Annotated in this window: 19 protein-coding genes; 8 read left to right on the top strand and 11 right to left on the bottom strand. The window is 65.2% G+C overall.

Going from position 1 to position 19,266, the window contains the following annotated elements:
- Window positions 1-98: 98 nt before the first annotated feature.
- Together D9R08_RS13815 and trkA are read right to left on the bottom strand one after the other, a co-directional pair.
- Window positions 99-1,616: a TrkH family potassium uptake protein gene (locus D9R08_RS13815; protein WP_121898658.1), complete on the bottom strand. Its 1,518-nt coding sequence runs from the start codon at window positions 1,614-1,616 to the stop codon at window positions 99-101.
- A 4-nt stretch (window positions 1,617-1,620) separates the two neighbouring features.
- Window positions 1,621-2,997, bottom strand: a complete 1,377-nt coding sequence (gene trkA / locus D9R08_RS13810; protein ID WP_121898657.1) for a Trk system potassium transporter TrkA — start codon at window positions 2,995-2,997, stop codon at window positions 1,621-1,623.
- A 200-nt stretch (window positions 2,998-3,197) separates the two neighbouring features.
- Between trkA and D9R08_RS13805 the strand changes: the two genes are divergently transcribed.
- Complete coding sequence (locus D9R08_RS13805; RefSeq protein ID WP_121898656.1) at window positions 3,198-3,653, top strand: hypothetical protein; 456 nt, start codon at window positions 3,198-3,200, stop codon at window positions 3,651-3,653.
- Here D9R08_RS13805 and ntrX read toward each other — a convergent pair.
- From ntrX to dusB, 5 genes are all read right to left on the bottom strand, one after another.
- Window positions 3,650-5,047 (bottom strand): nitrogen assimilation response regulator NtrX, encoded by a 1,398-nt coding sequence (gene ntrX / locus D9R08_RS13800; protein WP_121898655.1) that lies wholly within the window; start codon window positions 5,045-5,047, stop codon window positions 3,650-3,652. The two genes, D9R08_RS13805 and ntrX, sit on opposite strands and share 4 nt — an antisense overlap.
- 14 nt (window positions 5,048-5,061) lie before the next feature.
- Complete coding sequence (locus D9R08_RS13795; protein ID WP_121898654.1) at window positions 5,062-7,326, bottom strand: sensor histidine kinase NtrY-like; 2,265 nt, start codon at window positions 7,324-7,326, stop codon at window positions 5,062-5,064.
- A gap of 74 nt (window positions 7,327-7,400) precedes the next feature.
- Window positions 7,401-8,771 (bottom strand): response regulator, encoded by a 1,371-nt coding sequence (locus D9R08_RS13790; protein WP_121898653.1) that lies wholly within the window; start codon window positions 8,769-8,771, stop codon window positions 7,401-7,403.
- Window positions 8,772-8,792: 21 nt separating this feature from the next.
- On the bottom strand, window positions 8,793-9,863 hold the full coding sequence (locus tag D9R08_RS13785; RefSeq protein WP_121898652.1) for a two-component system sensor histidine kinase NtrB: 1,071 nt from the start codon (window positions 9,861-9,863) through the stop codon (window positions 8,793-8,795).
- Window positions 9,860-10,846 (bottom strand): tRNA dihydrouridine synthase DusB, encoded by a 987-nt coding sequence (dusB, locus tag D9R08_RS13780; RefSeq protein WP_121898651.1) that lies wholly within the window; start codon window positions 10,844-10,846, stop codon window positions 9,860-9,862. The genes D9R08_RS13785 and dusB overlap by 4 nt, the downstream gene beginning before the upstream one ends.
- Before the next feature lie 181 nt (window positions 10,847-11,027).
- On the opposite strand from dusB, the gene D9R08_RS13775 reads away from it, so the two are divergent.
- The 3 genes from D9R08_RS13775 to D9R08_RS13765 are packed head-to-tail and all read left to right on the top strand — an operon-like array spanning window position 11,028 to window position 13,164.
- Window positions 11,028-12,200: a bifunctional 2-C-methyl-D-erythritol 4-phosphate cytidylyltransferase/2-C-methyl-D-erythritol 2,4-cyclodiphosphate synthase gene (locus tag D9R08_RS13775; RefSeq protein ID WP_121898850.1), complete on the top strand. Its 1,173-nt coding sequence runs from the start codon at window positions 11,028-11,030 to the stop codon at window positions 12,198-12,200.
- Complete coding sequence (locus tag D9R08_RS13770) at window positions 12,197-12,685, top strand: phosphatidylglycerophosphatase A family protein (protein WP_121898650.1); 489 nt, start codon at window positions 12,197-12,199, stop codon at window positions 12,683-12,685. Before D9R08_RS13775 ends, D9R08_RS13770 begins: the two co-directional genes overlap by 4 nt.
- Window positions 12,682-13,164: a CinA family protein gene (locus D9R08_RS13765; protein WP_121898649.1), complete on the top strand. Its 483-nt coding sequence runs from the start codon at window positions 12,682-12,684 to the stop codon at window positions 13,162-13,164. The genes D9R08_RS13770 and D9R08_RS13765 overlap by 4 nt, the downstream gene beginning before the upstream one ends.
- Here the strand turns inward: D9R08_RS13765 and D9R08_RS13760 are convergent.
- Entirely contained in the window at window positions 13,149-13,604 is a 456-nt protein-coding gene (locus D9R08_RS13760; protein WP_121898648.1) for a type II toxin-antitoxin system RatA family toxin, read from the bottom strand. The genes D9R08_RS13765 and D9R08_RS13760 overlap by 16 nt on opposite strands.
- Window positions 13,605-13,686: 82 nt before the next feature.
- On the opposite strand from D9R08_RS13760, the gene hpt reads away from it, so the two are divergent.
- The 4 genes from hpt (at window position 13,687) to D9R08_RS13740 (ending at window position 16,906) form a co-directional block, all read left to right on the top strand.
- Window positions 13,687-14,223: a hypoxanthine phosphoribosyltransferase gene (hpt, locus tag D9R08_RS13755; RefSeq protein ID WP_121898647.1), complete on the top strand. Its 537-nt coding sequence runs from the start codon at window positions 13,687-13,689 to the stop codon at window positions 14,221-14,223.
- A 193-nt stretch (window positions 14,224-14,416) separates the two neighbouring features.
- A complete protein-coding gene (locus D9R08_RS13750) occupies window positions 14,417-15,340 on the top strand; it encodes a porin (RefSeq protein WP_121898646.1) in 924 nt (307 codons plus the stop codon).
- 141 nt (window positions 15,341-15,481) lie between these two features.
- Window positions 15,482-15,952: a c-type cytochrome gene (locus D9R08_RS13745; RefSeq protein WP_121898645.1), complete on the top strand. Its 471-nt coding sequence runs from the start codon at window positions 15,482-15,484 to the stop codon at window positions 15,950-15,952.
- A 63-nt stretch (window positions 15,953-16,015) separates the two neighbouring features.
- Entirely contained in the window at window positions 16,016-16,906 is an 891-nt protein-coding gene (locus tag D9R08_RS13740) for a c-type cytochrome (protein ID WP_121898849.1), read from the top strand.
- A 3-nt stretch (window positions 16,907-16,909) separates the two neighbouring features.
- On the opposite strand, the gene D9R08_RS13735 is transcribed toward D9R08_RS13740, so the two are convergent.
- The 3 genes from D9R08_RS13735 to D9R08_RS13725 all read right to left on the bottom strand — a co-directional run bounded on the left by D9R08_RS13735 (window position 16,910) and on the right by D9R08_RS13725 (window position 19,077).
- A complete protein-coding gene (locus D9R08_RS13735) occupies window positions 16,910-17,119 on the bottom strand; it encodes a hypothetical protein (RefSeq protein ID WP_121898644.1) in 210 nt (69 codons plus the stop codon).
- Window positions 17,119-18,072: a lipoyl synthase gene (gene lipA / locus D9R08_RS13730; RefSeq protein WP_121898643.1), complete on the bottom strand. Its 954-nt coding sequence runs from the start codon at window positions 18,070-18,072 to the stop codon at window positions 17,119-17,121. The genes D9R08_RS13735 and lipA overlap by 1 nt, the downstream gene beginning before the upstream one ends.
- 378 nt (window positions 18,073-18,450) lie before the next feature.
- Window positions 18,451-19,077: a Hint domain-containing protein gene (locus tag D9R08_RS13725; protein ID WP_121898642.1), complete on the bottom strand. Its 627-nt coding sequence runs from the start codon at window positions 19,075-19,077 to the stop codon at window positions 18,451-18,453.
- Between the last annotated feature and the right edge of the window lie 189 nt (window positions 19,078-19,266).

The following is a 19,266-nucleotide window of genomic DNA, read 5'->3' as shown; positions in this document are numbered from 1 at the left end:
GTTGACAGTCTGTGAGCAGACAGAATGGAGTATGGGGGCAAGTTCGGGAGATTTCCACCCCGATTCCAGCGCATTAGCGCGGCTATGCTGCAAATGCATCACGCGCGCCAATATCCGGGGTTGATCAGCGCCAGCAGAACGAGGGTTTCAAGCCGCCCGACGATCATCGCCGCGGCCAGGATCGACTTTGCCGCATCGCTCAGCCCGATATAGGAAATCGGGGCTTCCGCGGCGACCCCGGCAAGCGGCCCGGTGGTCGTCAGCGCGGAGACCGCCAGCACCAGAGAGGCCTCGAAGGTCAGCCCGGTCAACGCGAGCGCCGCCATCACCACCGCCATGGTCAGAATGAACAGCATGAAGAAGATCCAGGCGATATAGGCGCCTTCGCGGCGGATGCGGCGGCCCAGACGCCCGGCCCCGGCGACCGAATGCGGATGCAGCAGCTTGCCCATCTCACGGGTGCCATGCTTGTAAAGCGCGTAGACCCGGAGCAGCTTGACCCCGCCCGCCGTGGTCGCAACCCCACCGCCCATCAGCACCAGCCCGATCAGGATCAGCCCCGGCGTGGGCAGGCCAGACCATGTGCGCGCCTCCACCCAGCTTTCGGAAACGAAACCGGTCGTGGTCAGGAAGGACAGGATGGTGAACACGCTGCCCCAGAGGGCGGTCAGCGCACCTTCGGAATTGGCCAGTTCATCCACTTCCAGCGCGCCGATCCAGTGGCGGACGAAGAGGAGCGTGGGCAGAACCACCACCGCGAAGATCGCCAGCCGCAATTCCCGGTCGCGGGCCATCCGGCGGGCGGTATCGGTCGAAAACCCCGAGGCGAAGGACCGGCGCGACACCGCGAAGATGAAGAAGAGGAAGATCAGCGCCTCCCCCGCGACGCCGGAGGGGCGGCCTTCGAGCCCGCCGACCGGGCTGATGCCCGAAGTCGCCATGGTCGACATCGCGTGGATCAGCGCGGTCAGCGGCAACTCCCCCGCCAGGAGCAGTGCGACCCAGAGGATCATTGTCAGGGTAAGATAGACCGGGGCCAGGCGGGCCGCGTGACGCCGCAGGCGTTCGGCGGGGCTTGCGGCGGTCATCTGGCCGGATCCGGGCTGCACCCGGCCGGTGATCTGCGCCTCCGACGTGACTTCGTAGCCGCCCAGATTGAGCGGCGCCAGCACCGCTACCGCCGTCACCCAGATGAGAAAGCCGCCCATCCAGCCGACGAGCCCACGCCAGAAATGCACCGCGGGCGCCAGCCGGTCGGGGTCGAAGAAACTGGCCCCCGTGGTGGTCAGGCTGGACACCATTTCCAGATAGGCGTTGATATAGCGGGTGTTGCCCACCGCCTCGGCCAGCGGGAAGGCGAGCATGAACGGCAGGGCGACATAGGCGAGCAGGAGCGCGATCAGATGCGCCCGCGGCGACGTGACCGGCCGGATCGTCTGGGTGGCGAGGCCGACGAGCCCGGTCAGGGTCAGAAACAGAAGCGAGGAATAGAAAAACACCCGGCCGGTGAAGTGATCGTCCATGCCGGTGGCCAGAAGCGCGGGCAGCATCATCGCCGCCGCGCTGATCCCCATCAGCACGACAATCAGCGGCAGGCGGGACAAATAGGCGCGCATCGAGTCAGAAAAAGTCGATCGAGACTTGCAGCAGGGATTCCACCGCCGGGACATCCGCCGCCATGGCGAAAATGGCGATCGCATCGCCCTCCTCGATCTTGGTGGAGCCCGAGGGGCGCATGACCTTGCCGGCCTTCTGCACCGCGCCGATCAGAACGCCTTCGGGGAAGTCGATATCGCGCACCGCCTGCCCCGCGATGGGAGAGGTTGACAGAACCTGCGCCTCGATCACCTCGGCCTCCGCATCGCCGATGGAATAAACGCCCCGCACCCGCCCGTGCCGGATATGGCGCAGGATCGAGCTGACCGTGGTGGTGCGCGGGTTGATATAGGCGTCGATGCCAAGGGGTTTCATCAGCGGCACAAGCGTGGGGTCGTTCACGAGCGCCACGGCCACACGCGCGCCGGCGGTCTTGGCCCGGACAGAGGCCAGAAGATTGGTCTTGTCGTCATCGGTGACGCAGAGAACGGTATCGGCGCGGCTGACGCCCGCCTCGCGCAGGATCTCTATGTCCAGCCCGTCACCATGCAGGACGATGGTGCGTTCAAGCGCATCGGCCGCACGTTCGGCATTCTCGCGGCTGAGCTCGATGACCTTGGTGCGGATGCGGTTGGCCGATTGCTCCAGTTCCTTGGCCACGGCAAGCCCCACATTGCCCCCGCCAATGATCACCACCCGATCCTGACGCTTCGTCTCCTTGCCGAAAATCTCAAGGGTCCGGGAGCTGTCCAACGTATGAGTGAAGACGTAGATCTGATCGCCGGCATAAAGCTGATCCCCCGGCTCGGGGGCGAACAGCGTGCCGTCGCGCCGGATGCCGACGACGATGGCCCGCAAGGTGGAGAACAGCTCGGACAATTGCCGGAGCGGCGTGTTCAGGACCGGGCAATCCTCGTCCAGCTGGATGCCGAGCATCTTTGCATCGCCGCCCAGAAAGCTTTCGGTGTCGAAGGTGGAAGGCGAGGACAGCCGGCGCAGCGCGGCCTCGGCGACCTCCTTTTCCGGACTGATCACCACGTCGATCGGCAGATGATCGCGGCGGTAGAGATCGGAATAGATCGCGTTCAGATAGCTTTGCGCGCGCAGCCGGGCGATCTTGCGCGGGACCGAAAACACAGAATGCGCGACCTGACAGGTGACCATGTTCACCTCGTCCGAATGCGTCGCGGCGATGATCATGTCCGCGTCGCGCGCCCCGGCGCGATCCAGCACGTCGGGATAGGAGGCGAACCCGGCCAGACCCTGCACATCCAGCGTGTCGGTGGCGCGGCGGACGAGATCGGGGTTGTTGTCGACCACCGTCACGTCATTGTTTTCGCCGGAAAGATGACGCGCGATCTGCCAGCCGACCTGACCCGCGCCGCAAATGATGACCTTCATGTGCCTTTGCCCAATGTGGTCCAATCGAGAGGTTTTGTCTGGCAGGTTGCGCAGGCGGCGTCAATCGCAGTCGGAGCGCCGGCAAGGCCTGGGCGGGCGCGGAGACGGGCGGTATTTTGCACGTGGAGGCGGCGGAGACGTTTCTGAACCCCGCAAAATGGCCTAGACTGCGCCTGCGACCGGAATGGTGAGGATTTGAGATGCGGATCGGGATGGTGGGCGCTGTGGTCTTGGGTCTGTCGGGCTGCGCGGGCGTGCAGACCTATTACGCCGAAGGCGTCAGCCTTGCCACGCGCGACCGCGACATTGCCCTGTGCGAACGGGCGGCAGTGCAGGATTTTCCGGTGGAGCGGGCGATCCGCACCCGGCCGCGTGTCTTTCACCCGGGCCGGCAGATCTGCGACGCGGAGGGGCGGTGCGTGCTGGAGCCCGGCCATTGGACGGGCGGGGAGATCTATACGGTCGATCTCAATCGCGATGCCCGGGCGCGGGCGGTGGTCGGATGCATGGGCGGGCGGGGTTACACGCTGATTTCGCTGCCGTCGTGCAATCTGGACGGGCCCGTGGCCGCCTCCACGGTGATGCCCCGGCTGACGGAGGAAACCTGCGCGATCAGCCGCCGCGGGGCCACGCCCTATATCGTCAACCCGTCCTAACTCTCTTCAACCTGCGCGACGCGGGCGCCGGATTTGTTGGTCGTGACCACGCCGAGCGATTTCAGCTTGCGGTGCAGCGCGCTCCGCTCCATGCCGACGAAACTGGCGGTTCGGGAGATATTGCCGCCGAACCGGTTGATCTGCGCCATCAGGTAATGGCGTTCGAACAGCTCCCGCGCCTCGCGGAGCGGCAGCGTGGTGAGACCGGCGGAGAGGGCGATATCCTCCTCTTCCGAGGCGCCTTCGCCATGGCCCGGCAGATCGCGCGCCTCGATCGGGCCGGTATCCTCGCCCAGGATCAGCACCCGCTCGATCACGTTTTTGAGCTGCCGGACATTTCCGGGCCAGCGCATGGTTTGCAGCATCGCCTCCGCGTCCTCGCCCAGATCGCGGAGCGGCAGGCCCTGATCGGAATTGAACTGGGCGATGAAATGGCGCGCCAGATGGGGAATATCCTCGCGCCGGTCCTCAAGGCTCGGCACCTGGATCGGCACGACATTCAGGCGGTGATACAACTCCTCGCGGAAATTCCCCGCGGCGATTTCGGCCTGAAGATCGCGGGTCGTGGAGGAGATCACGCGCAGATCGACGCGCACCTTGGCGGTGCCGCCGACGCGGGTGAAACTCTGGTCCACCAGCACCCGCAGGATCTTCGACTGCGTCCCGAGCGGCATGTCGGCCACCTCGTCGAAATAGATCACGCCGCCATGGGCCTGCTCCAGAAGCCCCTGTTCCACACCGCGTTCGCTGCTTTCCCGGCCGAACAGAACCTCCTCCATGTGATCGGGCTGGATCGAGGCGGAACTGACGGTGACGAACGGGGCATCGGCGCGGTTGGATTCGCCGTGGATATAGCGCGCGGCCACCTCCTTGCCCGCGCCGGCCGGGCCGGTCAGCATCACCCGGCCATTGGATTTGGTGACCTTGTCCAACTGGCTCCTGAGCGTCTTGAAGGCCGCGCCCTGCCCGATCATCTCGGCGGTCTTGCCGTCCTGACGCCTGAGTGCGGAGTTTTCCCGTCTGAGCCGAGAGGTTTCCATGGCGCGGCGGATCACCACCATCAACTGGTCGATATTGAAGGGTTTTTCGATGAAGTCATAGGCACCCTGCTTTATCGCGGCGACGGCGATCTCGATGTTGCCGTGGCCCGAAATGATCACCACCGGCACGTCCGGATTGTCACGCTTGACATGTTTCAGGATATCGATCCCGTCCATGTTGCTGTCTTTCAGCCAGATATCCAGGATCATCAGCCCCGGCGGCGCGGCGTTCAGCTCGGCCATGCAATCGTCGGAGTTTCCGGCCATTCGGGTCGAAAACCCCTCATCCTGCAGGATATCGCAAATCAGTTCGCGGATATCGCGCTCGTCATCGACGACCAGAATATCAGACATTGATCCTCCCTTTCCTATTCGGATTTTCGCGGCAGACGGATCCGCGCGGCGGCTCCGCGATGCGTGCCGTCGGCAAATGGTTCGGCATCCAAGAGATCGAGGGTGCCGCCATGTTCCTCGACGATTTTCTTCACGATCGGCAGGCCCAGCCCGGTGCCCTTGTCGCGCGTGGTCACATAGGGCTCGAACAGCTTCGCGCGGTCCTGCGGCAGGCCGATGCCATTGTCGCTGATCTGGATCGTGACGGCGCCCTCATCGGCCTCCAGGGTCACCCGAAGCTCCGGCCGATAGCCTTCAGGCGCGCCTTTTTCCATAAACGTTTCCGTAGCTTCGCCGCCATTCTTCATCAAGTTCGTGAAGGCCTGACCGATCATCGTGGCATCGAGGTCGGCCATGACCGGACCGTCGGGGATGGCGCAGGTGAAGCGAACGCCCGGCTGACCGGCCTTCTGCAGCGTAACGGAATCCCGCAGCAGCTTGGCCACATCTTCGTTGCGGCGTTCGGGTTCGGGCATACGGGCGAATTTGGAAAACTCGTCAACAATGCGCCGCAAGTCATTGGTCTGGCGTATGATAACCTCGGTGTATTGTTCCAGGTCGGCGGCCTCGTCGCCCAGTTTCGGGCCGAATTTCCGGCGCAGCCGTTCGGCGGAAAGCTGGATCGGCGTAAGCGGGTTCTTGATCTCATGGGCGATCCGGCGGGCCACATCGCCCCAGGCCGCCATCCGCTGCGCGCTGACCAGATCTGTCACGTCGTCGAAGGCCACCACGTACCCTTCCAGCGCGCCCTCGGTATTGCTGCGGGTGGCCATGCGCACCAGCAGGCTTTCCAGCTTGCCCCGCCGGGCCAGCTTGATCTCGTCCTGCACCGCTTCGCCGCCGCGTTCGCGCAACCGCTCGAAGAGGCTTGCGAATTCCGGCACCGCATTGACCAGCGTCAGCCCGTGATCGCGCTGTTCGACCATGTCGAGCAGGCCCATCGCGGCCCGGTTCATGAAATCGACCCGGCCTTCCGCATCGAGCCCGATGACCCCCGCCGTGACCGAGGACAGCACGCTGTCGAACAGACGCCGGCTTTCTTCGGTGGCGGCGTTCTGTTCGACCAGCGTATCGCGCTGGCCCTTGAGCTGCCGCGTCATCTGGTTGAACAGGCGGCCCAGCATGGCGATTTCGTCATCGCCGCGTTCCTCGACCACGCGGACATCCAGATCGCCCTGCCCGACCCGCTGCGCGGCGCTGGCCAGACGCCCCACGGGGCGGCTGAGCCGTTCGGCGAACCACAGGCCCAGCCAGATCGCCGCAAGGATCATGATCAGCGCGAACCCAAGATACAGCACCCCGAAATTGAACAGCACCCGGCCCCGCTCGCTTTCGAGCTGGCGATAGAGCTGCACCGTCTGCTGAGTATCATCGAGAAGCGCGATGATCTGGCCGTCCACCTCCCGGCTGACATAGAGATAGCGGTCGACGAAAGATTGCAGCCGCAGGAGCGCCCGGAACTCGTTGACCTCCCGGTCTTCGATAATCACCAGTTCGCCGGCCTCCGCGCGGGCCAGATCGGCGGGGTCGGGGCGTTCATAATCGAAGAGATAGCTCCGCTCGCCGCGCACGTGCAATTCGCCGCCGCCGTCGATGACGAACGCCTCGCGCAGGCCCCGCTGGATACGGGACTGGCCCTGCCGGAGAAGCTGGCCAAGCGTTCCGTCGGACATGAACGGCACTGCCTGCCGGTTGAGGTTGAGATAGGCCGCCAGCGCGACCGCATCGGCGGCCAGATCGTCGCGATGTTCCTGCTGATAGGCCTCCGCGGCATCCACCGAGTTGCCGAGCGCCGACGAGACGCGGTCGGAAAACCAGCCCTCCAACCCCATATTCACGGTGATCGTGGCGAAGACCGCGACCAGAACCGCCGGGATCAGGGCGACGATCGCAAACACCCCGGTCAGCCGCATATGGAGCCGAGAACCCGCCGAGCGGGCGCGCCGGGCGGCCACGATGCGCGCGACCTGGCGCAGAACCAGCGCGGCCACCACCAGGATGTAGATCATGTTGGCGAGCAGCACGAGGCGCAGCGCGGGGGAATCAGCCGTTTCCCCCAAGGGGCCCAGAACCAGGAAGGTCGCCAGCGCCAGCGCGGGGCCGAGCAGCACCAGCCCAAGCGTGCCGGCATTGCGCACGCGGCGTTGTTGGCGAAGCTCTAAGAGCCTGTTGAAAGGGGTTTTTGCCGCATCACCAGCGGGTAATCGCACCGGACCTGTTCCCCCCTGATATAGGGGCATTTCATCGCCCCGCCGCAAAACCTTGTAATGCCCTGACGCGGTTGTTCCCCATTGGCCACGGCACTGTTGCGGTTTTACATCAATTTGCGGCGGCGTGTCACGCGAATATCCAGATCGGTGATCTTCTTTCTGAGCGTATTGCGGTTGATGCCCAGAAGATCGGCGCATTTCGCCTGATTTCCGCCGGTGGCATCCAGCGCGATCTCGATCAGCGGCATTTCCACTTCCCTGAGGATGCGGGTGTAGAGACCCGGCGGCGGCAGAAGCCCGCCATGCAGGTCGAAGTAGCGCCGCAGATGCTTGGCGACCGAGGCGCTGAGCTTGTCGCCCTCGCCCCCGCCCATCAGCGGCTCGATCGCGGGCTGGTTGCCCAGAACCGTCTCCACCTCGGATTTGCTGATTTCCTCCACCATGCTGGTGACGGTCAGCCGGCGGATGCAGTTTTCAAGCTGGCGCACGTTTCCGGGCCATGAATAGGCGCGGATCAGATCCATCGCCTCGGGCGCAAACCGGCGGAGCGGGCCACCATCCCATTCCGCGCGCGTCAGAAAATGGGTCGCCAGAAGCGGGATGTCGTCGACCCGTTCGCGCAAGGACGGTACATTGATCGCGACCCCCCCGAGGCGATAGAACAGATCCTGTCGGAACTGGCCCGCCTCCATCTTTTCCATGAGATCCTTCTGGCTGGTGGCCATCACCCGCGGCGCGCCGTCGCCCATGGCATCCAGCATGCGCACGATCTTGCCCTGAGATTCGTCGCCCAGATCGCCCACCTCGTCGAACAGGATCGACCCGCCGCGGGCCCGCGACAGGATCGTGGAGGTGCTGTCCATGCCTTCCAGATCCACCGAGGAGGCCACCACGAAGGGCAGCGTGCGCCGGTCGGAGAAATCGTGGATCGCCCTGGCGATCAGGCTTTTGCCGGTCCCGCTTTCGCCGGTGATAAGGACCGGCAGATCGGTGTTCATGACCCGCGCCACCAGCCGGTAGAGGGCCTGCATCTGCGCGGTGCGCCCGACCAGCGGCAGGTCGTCCTGCGCGCCGGTGGGCGCGTCGGCCGGTTTGGAGGCCGGGGCGCGGCGTTTCTGGTCCAGCGCGCGCGCCGCACGTTTCATCAGATCGGGCAGATCAAAGGGTTTCGGAAGGTAGTCATAGGCGTCCGCCTCGGTCGCCTGGATCGCGGTCATGATCGTATTCTGCGCCGAGATGATGATCACCGGAAGGCCCGGCCGCTTTTCGGTGATATGGGGCAGCGTCTCCAGCCCGTTGCCGTCGGGCATCATCACATCGGAGATCACCAGATCGCCTTTGCCCTCCTCCACCCAACGCATCAGCGTCATCAGGCTGGAGGTCGCATGCACCTTGCATCCGGCCCGTGTCAGCGCCTGGGTCAGCACGGTACGTATGGTGCGGTCGTCATCTGCGACAAGAACGGTGCCGTCCATTGGATCAGTCTCCTCGCGGGGTCATGGCGCGCCATCCTTGGGCGCGACGGGAAGGGAAATGCGGAACACGGTGCGGCCCGGAACGCTGTCGACCGCGATCCATCCGTCGTGATCGGCGATGATTTTCGAAACCAGCGCCAGCCCCAGGCCGGTGCCGTTTTCGCGGCCCGACACGAACGGGTCGAAGATGTCGGCGGCAATCGCATCGGGCAGGCCCGGCCCGTCATCGATGATTTCGATCTGGAGCGGAACGGCCCCGCCCGTCCCGTCACGGCGGCGCACCTTCAGGCTCAACTCGTAAAAGCTGCGCAGGCGCAGCGTGCCGCCGGATTTGCAGGCCTCGGCGGCGTTTTTCAGAAGGTTGAGAAAGACCTGCAGCAACTGATCTGGGTCCGCCCATGTCAGCGGCAGCGACGGGTCGTAGTCATCCTCGATGGTCATATGAGCCGCGAACCCGACCATGGCCGATTTCCGCGCCCGGTCGAGAACATCGTGGATATTGACCGCGCGCCGGTCGGGCGGGCGCAGGTTTCCGAACTCCTCCACCTGATCGACCAGTTTCAGGATCCGCCGCGTCTCCTCCACGATCAGATCGGTCAGTTCCCGATCCTCGCCACTGGCATGCATGGAGATCAGTTGCGCCGCGCCGGTGATGCCGGCCAGCGGGTTCTTGATTTCATGGGCCAGCATCTCGGCCATGCCGATGGCGGATTTCGCCGCGGTTTTCGAAGACATGGCCCGGTCCAGCCGTCCCGCAAGCTCCCGGCTTTCCAGAAGCACCAGCACGTGGTCGGGCCGGTCGGCAAGGGGCGCGATCTGCACGTCGCAGACGACCGGTTTCTTGCTGCCCGTGCCCACATCGACGGTGTTCACGAATAGTGGCGCCTGCCCGCTGCGGACCCGGGCGAAGGCCTCTTCCAGCGGCGCGTCGACGAACACCTTGTCCCAGACCGGGTGACCCTCAAGGCTTTTGCGCGAGGCGTTGAGGAAGCTTTCGGCAGCCGGGTTCACGTCGCCGATCCGGTCCTCGGGGTCGAGGATGATGGCGGGCACCGGAAGCGAGGCCCAGAGAGATGTGGTCCAGGCGGTCATGCGGCTTCCCGGTCCTGCCGCGGGGCCAGCGCCCCGGGCAGCCGCGCGAGCACATCTGCGGGGTCGGACGCGGTCAGAATGGCGCGGCGCAGCGGCGCGGCGGTGCCCGCATCGTCCATGTACCAGCCCAGGTGCTTGCGCGCGACGCGCAGGCCCAGATCCCTGCCGTAGAAGGCCAGCATGTCCCGGTAATGGCCTGTCACCATCCGGGCCAGCGCAGCCCCGCGCGGGATATCGGGGGCGGGCGCGCCGTAGAGATCATGGGCGATCTGCGCCAGCGCCCAGGGCCGGCCCTGGGCGCCGCGCCCCACCATCACGCCATCGGCCCGCGAGGCGGCCAGCGCCCGGCGCGCCGTGGCGGTATCGGTTATGTCGCCATTGGCGATGACCGGGATACCCACCGCCGCCTTGACCGGCGCGATGGCGGCCCAATCGGCACGGCCCTTGTAGAACTGGCACCGGGTGCGGCCGTGGATGGTGATCATGCCGATCCCTGCCGCTTCGGCCCGGCGGGCCAGATCGGCGGCGTTCAGGCAGGCGTCATCCCAGCCAAGGCGTGTCTTGAGCGTGACCGGCACCGAAACGGCGGCGACGACCGCCTCGATCAGGCCGAGCGCGTGATCGAGATCGCGCATCAGGGCGGAGCCGGAATAGCCGTTGACGACCTTCTTGGCGGGGCAGCCCATGTTGATGTCGATGATCCGCGCGCCCCGCCCTTCGGCCAGCTTCGCGGCCTCGGCCATCCAGTAGGCGTCCCGCCCAGCAATCTGCACCGCCGTGTTTGCCTGGCCGAAGCCCAGTTCCGCCCGCGCCCGGACGCTTGGCTTGGCCTCCACCATTTCCTGGCTTGCCACCATTTCGGAGACCACGAGCCCCGCTCCGAAACGCGATACCAATTGCCGGAACGGGAGATCGGTGATCCCGGCCAGCGGAGCCAGAAGCACCGGGGGGGCAAGGGTCCGGCCTGCCAGTGAAACTGTCAAATGCTCAATCCTTGTGCAATTAAGGTTCGAGGTAATGCCTGCGGGCCGTGAGAGCAAAGAAAACCCCAGAGAAATCAAGATGACCATGCGCAAATGCCTAAGAAATAGGCAAAGCGCCGTCATTTTGACCGGCTGACTCTCCCGGATTGTGCCGGCCTCGCCGAAGCCCTATCACGGCATCATGACAGTTCCCGCCGCAGATCCGCCGGTTCCAACCGCCGCCGCGCTTATCGTTGCCGCCGGTCGCGGTATCCGGGCCGGTGGAGAAATTCCCAAGCAATACAGGATGCTGGAGGGCGACGCTGTGCTGACCCGCACGCTCCGCGCCTTTGCCGGCCATCCAGCAATCGGGCAGATCGTCGTGGTCCGCCATGCCGAGGATGCCGATCTTTTTGCCGCCGCCCGGCCGGATACGCGGCAACCACTGGTCGATGTGATCGGCGGGGACAGCCGCGATGCGTCCGTCAGGGCGGGGCTGGCGGCGGTCGATGACGCGATGGACTATGTGCTGATCCATGACGCCGCGCGGCCTCTGGTCTCGCCCGACGTGATCGACGGGGTGTTGGACGCGCTGGCCTGCCATAATGGCGCGGCCCCTGCCCTGCCCGTCACCGATGCGCTTTGGCGCGGCGCGAGCATGGTGTCGGGCACGCAGGACCGGACCGGACTCTGGCGCGCGCAGACGCCGCAGGGGTTTCGGCTGGGCCCGATCCGCGCGGCCCATGCAGCCCATCAGGGCGGCGCTGCCGACGATGTGGAGGTGGCGCGCGCCTTCGGACTGGAGGTTGCGATCACGCCGGGCAGCGAGGATAACCTGAAGATCACCGCGCCGGACGATTTCGCCCGCGCCGCACGTCTTGTGAAGGGGCAGCAGATGGATATTCGCACCGGCAACGGGTTCGACGTGCACCGGTTCGGGCCTGGCGATCATGTGATGCTCTGCGGCTTGGCGATCCCGCATACGCGCGGATTGCAGGGCCATTCCGATGCGGATGTGGGCCTGCATACGGTGACCGACGCGATTTACGGGGCGCTGGCGGCGGGCGATATCGGCACCCATTTCCCCCCCTCCGACCCGCAGTGGAAGGGGGTGGCGAGCCATGTCTTCCTGACCCATGCGGTGGAGATGGCGGGGGAGCGGGGTTTTGCGATCACCCATGCGGATCTGACGCTGATCTGCGAGCAGCCCAGGATCGGGCCACATGCCGGGGCGATGCGCGCGGAGCTTGCGCGGATCCTGCGGATCGGGGCCGACCGGGTCTCGGTCAAGGCCACGACCTCGGAGCGGCTTGGCTTTACCGGCCGCGAAGAAGGGATCGCCGCGCTGGCCACCGTGACGCTGGTGGCGCCATGACCGGCGCGATCACCACGCTTTTCGGCATCGGCCATCTGCGTCCGGCCCCCGGAACATGGGCCAGTCTGGCGGCGATACCGCTGGCCTATGGCCTGCATCTTCTGGGCGGGTTCTGGCTGCTCCTTGCCGCCACTCTGGTAGTCACCGCGCTTGGCTGGTGGGCGACGGGGGTGGAAACGCGGGGCGCGGAGGATCATGACCCCTCGGAGATCGTCATCGACGAGGTGGCGGGCCAATGGGTGGCGCTCTGGCCGGTGTCCTTCGGGGCGATGTTCGCCGAGGTCGACATGCTGCGCCTGTGGCCCGGACTGATCGCGGCCTTCGTCGTCTTCCGCCTGTTCGACATTCTGAAACCAGGCCCCGTGGGCTGGGCCGACCGGATGGAGGGGCCGACGGGCGTGATGCTGGACGATCTTGTGGCCGGCTGGATGGCCGCACTTGTGGTGGCGGTTCTGGCCGCGGTCGCGCATCTGGCGCTGATATGACGGCGCGCGCGGTGATCGACGCCTTGCGGGCACGCGCCTGGATGCTGGCCACCGCCGAAAGCTGCACCGGCGGGCTGATCGCGGGCGCGATCACCGAGATCGCCGGATCGTCGGATGTGTTCGACCGCGGATTTGTCACCTATTCCAACGCGGCGAAGATCGAAATGCTGGGCGTGGAGCCGCCGGCATTGGAACGCTTCGGCGCGGTGTCGGAGGAGGTTGCCCGGCAAATGGCGCAAGGCGCGCTGACCCGTTCGGCCGCCGATATCGCGATTTCGGTCACCGGCATCGCAGGCCCCGGCGGATCGGGGCAGAAGCCCGAAGGCCGGGTCTGCTTCGGGCTGGCCACGCGCGGCGCGCTTGTTGCGGAAACGGTGGATTTCGGGGCGCCCGGACGGGCCGAGGTGCGCGCGGCCAGCGTGGCCCACGCGCTTGCCATGCTGTTGCACGCGGCGGCAGGCGATCAGGCGCGGCCATAAAGCGCCTCCGCCCGGCTTTCGAAGGCGCGCACGATCCTTTGCATCGCCTCGTGAAAGAACATGCCCGCCGCGCCTTGCAGCAGGCGGTTCTTGAATTCGAAATCCACTTCGAAACCGACTTCGCAGCCACCGTTCGCAGGCGCGAACTTCCAAGCCGAAACCATGTGCTTGAACGGGCCATCGATATACTCGGTATCGATGCGCCGGATTTCGGGGCGCAGCGTCACCCGGGATCCGAACCGTTCACGGAACATTTTGAAGCCGACCACCAGATCGGCCAGCATCACCTCGCCCGAGCCGTCGGTCAGCGGACTGACGGACCTGATCCGCGCGGCGTTGGTCCAGGGGATGAATTCGGGATAGCGCTCCACATCTGCGACCAGCGCATACATTTGATCGGCGGTATAGGGCAGATGCCGGGTTTCGGAATGGCTGGGCATGGGCTTTGGGTTTTGATCTTTCCTGTGTCGGGGTCATGTCGTAGAGTTCGGCAGAAAAATCAAGCTGTTCGACGGGGGCGGAATGGCGCAGCAGCCATATGAAATCGACATGATGATCTCTGCCAAGGCCATTGCCGCGCGGATCGAAGACCTCGCCCGGGAGATCGAAGCCGAATTCGCGGGGACGGACAAGCTGGTTCTGGTCGGGCTGTTGCGGGGATCGTTCGTGTTCATCGCCGATCTGGTGCGCGAGCTGGATCTGCCTGTCGAGATCGACTTTCTGGAAGCCTCCTCTTACGGCAATGCCACCGAAAGTTCCCGCGAGGTGCGCATCCTGAAGGATCTGCGCGGCGAGATCGGGGGGCGCGACGTGCTGCTGGTGGAGGATATTGTCGATACCGGCCATACACTTGACCATGTGACCCGGCTTCTGAACACGCGGGAACCCGCGAAGCTGAAAACCATCGCCTTGCTGGACAAACCGACCCGCCGGGAGGTGGATGTGCGCGCCGACTGGATCGGCTTCGAGATCCCCGATGAGTTCGTGGTGGGCTACGGGATCGACTATGCGCAGCGCAACCGCAACCTGCCCTATATCGGCGCGGTCCGGTTTACCTGACAACCGGTGGGTCGATCCCCCGCACATCTCGGCCCGGCCCCGTCTTACCTGCCATATGGCGCGCGCCCGCGCCCGGGTGGCCGTTTGCGACGCGGCATGACAATTCTGCAACACTCCTGAAGCCCGGCCGATCTCAGTGAACCGGCGCCGGTTCTGTCGCGACGAATGACAGAACCAGCAACGGAGCTTTCACATGAAACTGCTATACTTTCTTCCCGCCGTCATCCTGTCCCTCGCGGGTATGGCCAGTGCCCAACCGCTGCCCTGGACCGAGGTGGACGCCAATGGCTTCTACATCGACGGGCATGCGCAACTTACCTACGTGGATATCGACATGACTGCGATTGATCGCCTTTTCGGGGCGGATCTGAGTGCGGGGTATGTAGCCTTGGGCGGCCCGCTGACCTGGGGTGTCGATATGGACATCCAGACCTTTCGCGCGGATTCGGGCGATCCGCTCACCGCCACATGGTTCAGCCTGTTCATGGAGACCGATATCGGACAGTTCGCTGTCGGGGCTCCGCGCCCCGCATTCGACGATTATCGCCCGCGCACACCGTTCAACGACCTTTCGCTTGTGGGCGCGCAGGCCCAGTCCCTGACCAGTTCGAATGCCTGGCGCACCAATCTGCAGGGCGACGAAATGCCATGGGGCCTGCGCTATGACGGGCAGATCGGCAATCTCAGCTTCGGTGCGTCCGTGCACCGGTTCGATGATGCCGATATGACCGCGGTCGGGCTGGCGGCGCGCTATCGGTTTGACGAAACGCTGAGCCTGGCCGCGGGCTACGAGGAAAGCTCCGAGCCCACCCGTGACATGCGGGCGATGTTCGCGTCGGTCGATGTGGATTACGGCCGATATGGCGGGCAGTTGATCTATTCAGAGATCGGCGAGGTTGACGGCATGCGTGTCAGCATGGTCACCGCAAGCGGGTTTTTCCGGCCCATCGAACCGCTGACGCTCAGCCTGACCCTGCGGGATATATCCGAAATCGACGAGCCTTATTACATGGTCGAGGCGGAATACGAGCTTGGCCGCGGCGCCTATCTGTCACTGGGGGCGGGGGAGCTTTTGGGCAGGCAGATCGGTGAGCTGGCCTTCGGCTGGCGGTTCTGAGAACCGTGCCCGGCGCGATCGCGGCCTGTGCGCGGGGCGGCACGCCACCTTGCGCCTGCGCACAGGCAAAACTCGCCCAGAGGGGGCGTGATGTGCTATGAAGTCGCAGATGCTTCCGTTTCATTGCAAAGGAGTACGTCCATGTCACTTGCCCGCCGCGTCACGCTGCCAGCCGCAATCCTGTCGCTCGCCATCGGCGCCGCCGCCTATGCGCAGCAGGAGTTCAGCGGGGCGATAAACGCCCGTCAGGGACATATGCAGATCATGGCCTTCAATGTCGGCATCCTGGGCAACATGGCCCGCGGAAACACCGAATACGATGCCGAGGCCGCGACCACGGCGGCCAGCAATCTGGCTGCGCTCGCCATGGTCGACGGGCGTGGTTACTGGGTGCCGGGCTCTGACAATGGTGCGGTGGAGAACACGCGCGCCCTGCCCGCGATCTGGGAGGATATGGCCGGGTTCGGCGCGGATTGGCAGGCCTATGGCGAGGCCGTGACCGGCCTGCAGGCCGCGGCGGGCAACGGGCTGGACGCGCTTCGCGGTGCGATGGGGCCGCTTGGGAATGCCTGTGGTGCCTGCCATGACGATTTCCGCCAGCCGTCCGACTGAGTCCTTGCGCCGGGGCGGGTGCCGCATCTTGAACCGGCCGCGCCCGCGATCCGGCGACACCTGATGGGCCGGCTGATCCTGTCATGTGCGCTTGCGGGCTGTCTCGCCATAGGTATGTTCTGGCTGCTGACGGCCCCCGAGCGCAGCGATGCCGCGCTTCTGAGCGGGCTGGAGGGCGATGCGCGTCGCGGCGAGGCGGTGTTTTGGGCGGGGGGCTGCGCCTCCTGCCACGCGGCCCAGGAGGCGACAGGCGACGACAGGCTGGTCCTGTCCGGAGGGCGGGCCTTCGCCTCGGATTTCGGCACCTTCATCGCACCCAATATCTCCCCCCATCCGGAGGCCGGGATCGGTGGCTGGAGCGATCTGGCCTTCGTGGACGCGATGCGCAACGGCGTCTCGCCCGACGGGCGGCATTATTACCCCGCCTTCCCCTATACCGCCTACCGGCTGGCCACGGTGCAGGATATGCTGGATCTGCGCGCGTTCATCGACACGCTGCCGCCTTCCGCCCAGCCCTCCCTGCCCCACGAAGTCGGCTTTCCGTTTTCGATCCGCCGGTTGGTGGGTGTCTGGAAACGCCTGCACATGCCCGACGGCTATGCGGTTTCAGGGCCGCTCGACCCGGTGGCGGAACGCGGGCGCTACCTCTCCGAGGCGTTGGCCCATTGCGCCGAATGCCACACCCCGCGCAACAGGCTTGGCGGGCTCGACCGCGACCTGTGGATGGCGGGCGCCCCCAATCCCAATGGCGAGGGGCGCATTCCCGGCATCACCCCGGACAGGCTGTCATGGTCGGAGGCCGATATCGCCGCCTATCTGCGGGACGGGTTCACGCCGGATTTCGACAGCGCGGGCGGACATATGGCCGATGTGATCCGCAATCTCGCGATGCTTGAGGACGCGGACCGCGCGGCGATCGCGGCCTATCTGAAGGCGCTGCCGGAAAGCGAATAGGCGTCAGTCGACGCTGTCGGTCCGGGCGCGGAGATCCTGCTTGATCTGCTCCGGCGTGGCGAGCCGCTTGAAGACCAGATGCCCGATCACGCCGCCAAGCAAGGTCCCCCCGACGAGCACAAGCACCGCGCCGATCCCGTCAAGAAGGAGAAACCCCAGAAAGCCGGCCAGCGCACCCAGAGCGGCCAGCGCGAACCGGGCCGCCTCCGCCATCAGCCCTGACCGAGTTTTTTGAGCCGTGCGTCGCGAAGCCGCGCGAAATCATCGCCCGCATGGTAGCTCGACCTGGTCAGCGGCGTGGCGGAGACCATCAGGAAGCCCTTGCCATAGGCCGCCTTTTCATAGGCCTTGAACTCGTCGGGGGTGACGAACCGGTCCACCGCATGATGCTTGGGGGTCGGCTGAAGGTACTGACCGATGGTCAGAAAATCGATATCCGCCGCGCGCATGTCATCCATCACCGCATGCACCGCCTGCCGATCCTCGCCCAGGCCGACCATGATCCCCGATTTGGTGAACATGCTCGGGTCCAGCTCCTTGACGCGCTGGAGCAGGCGGAGAGAGTGGAAATAGCGTGCGCCCGGGCGCACCTCGGGGTAGAGACCGGGCACGGTTTCGAGGTTGTGGTTGAAGACATCCGGCTTCGCCGCAACGACGACCTCCAGCACCCTGGGATCGCAGCGGATGAAGTCGGGTGTCAGGATCTCGATCGTGGTGCCGGGCGACTGGCGGCGGATGGCACGGATCGTCTGCGCGAAATGCTCGGCGCCTCCATCCTCGATATCGTCCCGGTCGACCGAGGTCACGACCACATGGTTCAGGCCCAGCTTCTTGACCGCATCCGCCACCCGGCCCGGTTCGAACACGTCGAGATCTTCGGGCGGTTTGCCGGTTGCGATGTTGCAGAAGGTGCAGGCCCGCGTGCAGACCTCGCCCATGATCATCATCGTGGCATGGCCCTGAGACCAGCATTCGCCCACATTGGGGCAGCCCGCCTCTTCGCAGACCGTGGTCAGCTTATGCTCCCGCATGATCCGGTGGGTCTGCTTGTAGCCTTCGCCCACGGGCGCCTTGACGCGGATCCAGCTTGGCTTCTTTGGCTGAGCGTTATCCGGACGATGCGCCTTTTCCGGGTGGCGCTGTTCGGGCAGTTTCAGATCGCGCATCGGGGGTCTCCGGTCCTGCGGCGGCTGGATTGTTTAACGTTAAATAACCCCGAAATCCGGCAATGTAACCTGTCAATCTGGCACAGGTGGGCTGCAGCCCGTGCAAGGCTTGCGCCCGTGGCGCGGGTTTGGCCAAGTACTCGGAGTGCCGGTCGCCCTGTCGGATCACGATGCGGGAACCCAATAGCCCTATCATGTGCCGGGGGATGACAAAGGCGCGCGGAACGGCCCGGCGGCCCATGTACTCTTTCGCCAAACCCCGGTTTATCGCCAAGCCCCGTTTTGTCGCGGGCATCAGCGGGGGGGGCGCCTTGCATCCATGGCGGAGAGGCCCGGGCCGGCTCTGCGGGCGATCCGCACCGCCCGCCCGCGGGAACCCTAGTCGAGCGCGAGACTGGCCGAGGTGTAGGACCAGCTTGACCACAGGCCGTCATCCTCGATCAGTTCCAGCAGGGCCTGCGCCTGATCGGGGCTGAGCGACATGTAATGATCCTCCGCCATCTCGGCGGCCCTGGCGGCGGGACAGTGCACCTTCACGCCGCTTTGGGCGAAAATGATCTCGTCTTCGTCAAATGCGATGGAGACGGTTTCGAACCGCGTCTGGCTTCGCATCGGGCCGCAGCCATTGAAGCCGGACAGGACGGAGGCCGGCACGAGTGCCGAGGGCAACGCCAGCACCTCGTCCACCGCCGGGTGGTCGATCAGCAGGGGCTGATCGGGCATGACGTAAAGATCGGAACAGGCGTTCAGCACACCGCCGGCCACGCGGATGACCTCCACTGCCGGTTTGCCGAAAACCCCGCCATAGAAGTTGCGGTCGACGCGCCGGACCGGGCGCAAACCGTCATCCAATGTATGAACCCTGTCGCCCGCGCAGATCGTCTCCGCCGCGCGCCAGCCGGTTTCGGTTTCAAGGATCGTGCTGGCGAGCAGCCCGGTAAGAGGCCCCGAATGACGTCCGGAGGAGAGAGATCTACAGACACGGCTTGGTGCAAACTGGGTCATTCGGGGCGCCTCTCTCACTCTGTTACCGTTACGCTGACACCGGTATCACTCACCAAACGTACAGAGAGGCTAATCCGATTCCGTTAACTTCCGGTTTACGGAACTCCGACAGTTTTATCGGTCTTGGCAAGGTTCCGCCGCGGTTGTGCGAAACTCCGCGCGCCTCGGAAAAAAAATGGGCCCGGTCTG

It is taken from the genome of Rhodophyticola porphyridii (assembly GCF_003688285.1).
In the GTDB taxonomy this organism is placed as follows: Bacteria; Pseudomonadota; Alphaproteobacteria; order Rhodobacterales; family Rhodobacteraceae; genus Rhodophyticola; species Rhodophyticola porphyridii.
The sequence above is the reverse complement of the archived record's forward strand: the minus strand, read 5'-3'. Positions and strand labels throughout refer to the sequence as shown.

Bases quoted from the DNA above. Each gene is read 5' to 3' on its own strand.
- D9R08_RS13815 (WP_121898658.1), bottom strand. From the start codon at position 1,616: ATGCGCGCCTATTTGTCCCGCCTGCCGCTGATTGTCGTGCTGATGGGG.
- trkA (WP_121898657.1), bottom strand. From the start codon at position 2,997: ATGAAGGTCATCATTTGCGGCGCGGGTCAGGTCGGCTGGCAGATCGCG.
- D9R08_RS13805 (WP_121898656.1), top strand. From the start codon at position 3,198: ATGCGGATCGGGATGGTGGGCGCTGTGGTCTTGGGTCTGTCGGGCTGC.
- ntrX (WP_121898655.1), bottom strand. From the start codon at position 5,047: ATGTCTGATATTCTGGTCGTCGATGACGAGCGCGATATCCGCGAACTG.
- D9R08_RS13795 (WP_121898654.1), bottom strand. From the start codon at position 7,326: ATGCCCCTATATCAGGGGGGAACAGGTCCGGTGCGATTACCCGCTGGT.
- D9R08_RS13790 (WP_121898653.1), bottom strand. From the start codon at position 8,771: ATGGACGGCACCGTTCTTGTCGCAGATGACGACCGCACCATACGTACC.
- D9R08_RS13785 (WP_121898652.1), bottom strand. From the start codon at position 9,863: ATGACCGCCTGGACCACATCTCTCTGGGCCTCGCTTCCGGTGCCCGCC.
- D9R08_RS13775 (WP_121898850.1), top strand. From the start codon at position 11,028: ATGACAGTTCCCGCCGCAGATCCGCCGGTTCCAACCGCCGCCGCGCTT.
- D9R08_RS13770 (WP_121898650.1), top strand. From the start codon at position 12,197: ATGACCGGCGCGATCACCACGCTTTTCGGCATCGGCCATCTGCGTCCG.
- D9R08_RS13765 (WP_121898649.1), top strand. From the start codon at position 12,682: ATGACGGCGCGCGCGGTGATCGACGCCTTGCGGGCACGCGCCTGGATG.
- D9R08_RS13760 (WP_121898648.1), bottom strand. From the start codon at position 13,604: ATGCCCAGCCATTCCGAAACCCGGCATCTGCCCTATACCGCCGATCAA.
- hpt (WP_121898647.1), top strand. From the start codon at position 13,687: ATGGCGCAGCAGCCATATGAAATCGACATGATGATCTCTGCCAAGGCC.
- D9R08_RS13750 (WP_121898646.1), top strand. From the start codon at position 14,417: ATGAAACTGCTATACTTTCTTCCCGCCGTCATCCTGTCCCTCGCGGGT.
- D9R08_RS13745 (WP_121898645.1), top strand. From the start codon at position 15,482: ATGTCACTTGCCCGCCGCGTCACGCTGCCAGCCGCAATCCTGTCGCTC.
- D9R08_RS13740 (WP_121898849.1), top strand. From the start codon at position 16,016: ATGGGCCGGCTGATCCTGTCATGTGCGCTTGCGGGCTGTCTCGCCATA.
- D9R08_RS13735 (WP_121898644.1), bottom strand. From the start codon at position 17,119: ATGGCGGAGGCGGCCCGGTTCGCGCTGGCCGCTCTGGGTGCGCTGGCC.
- lipA (WP_121898643.1), bottom strand. From the start codon at position 18,072: ATGCGCGATCTGAAACTGCCCGAACAGCGCCACCCGGAAAAGGCGCAT.
- D9R08_RS13725 (WP_121898642.1), bottom strand. From the start codon at position 19,077: ATGACCCAGTTTGCACCAAGCCGTGTCTGTAGATCTCTCTCCTCCGGA.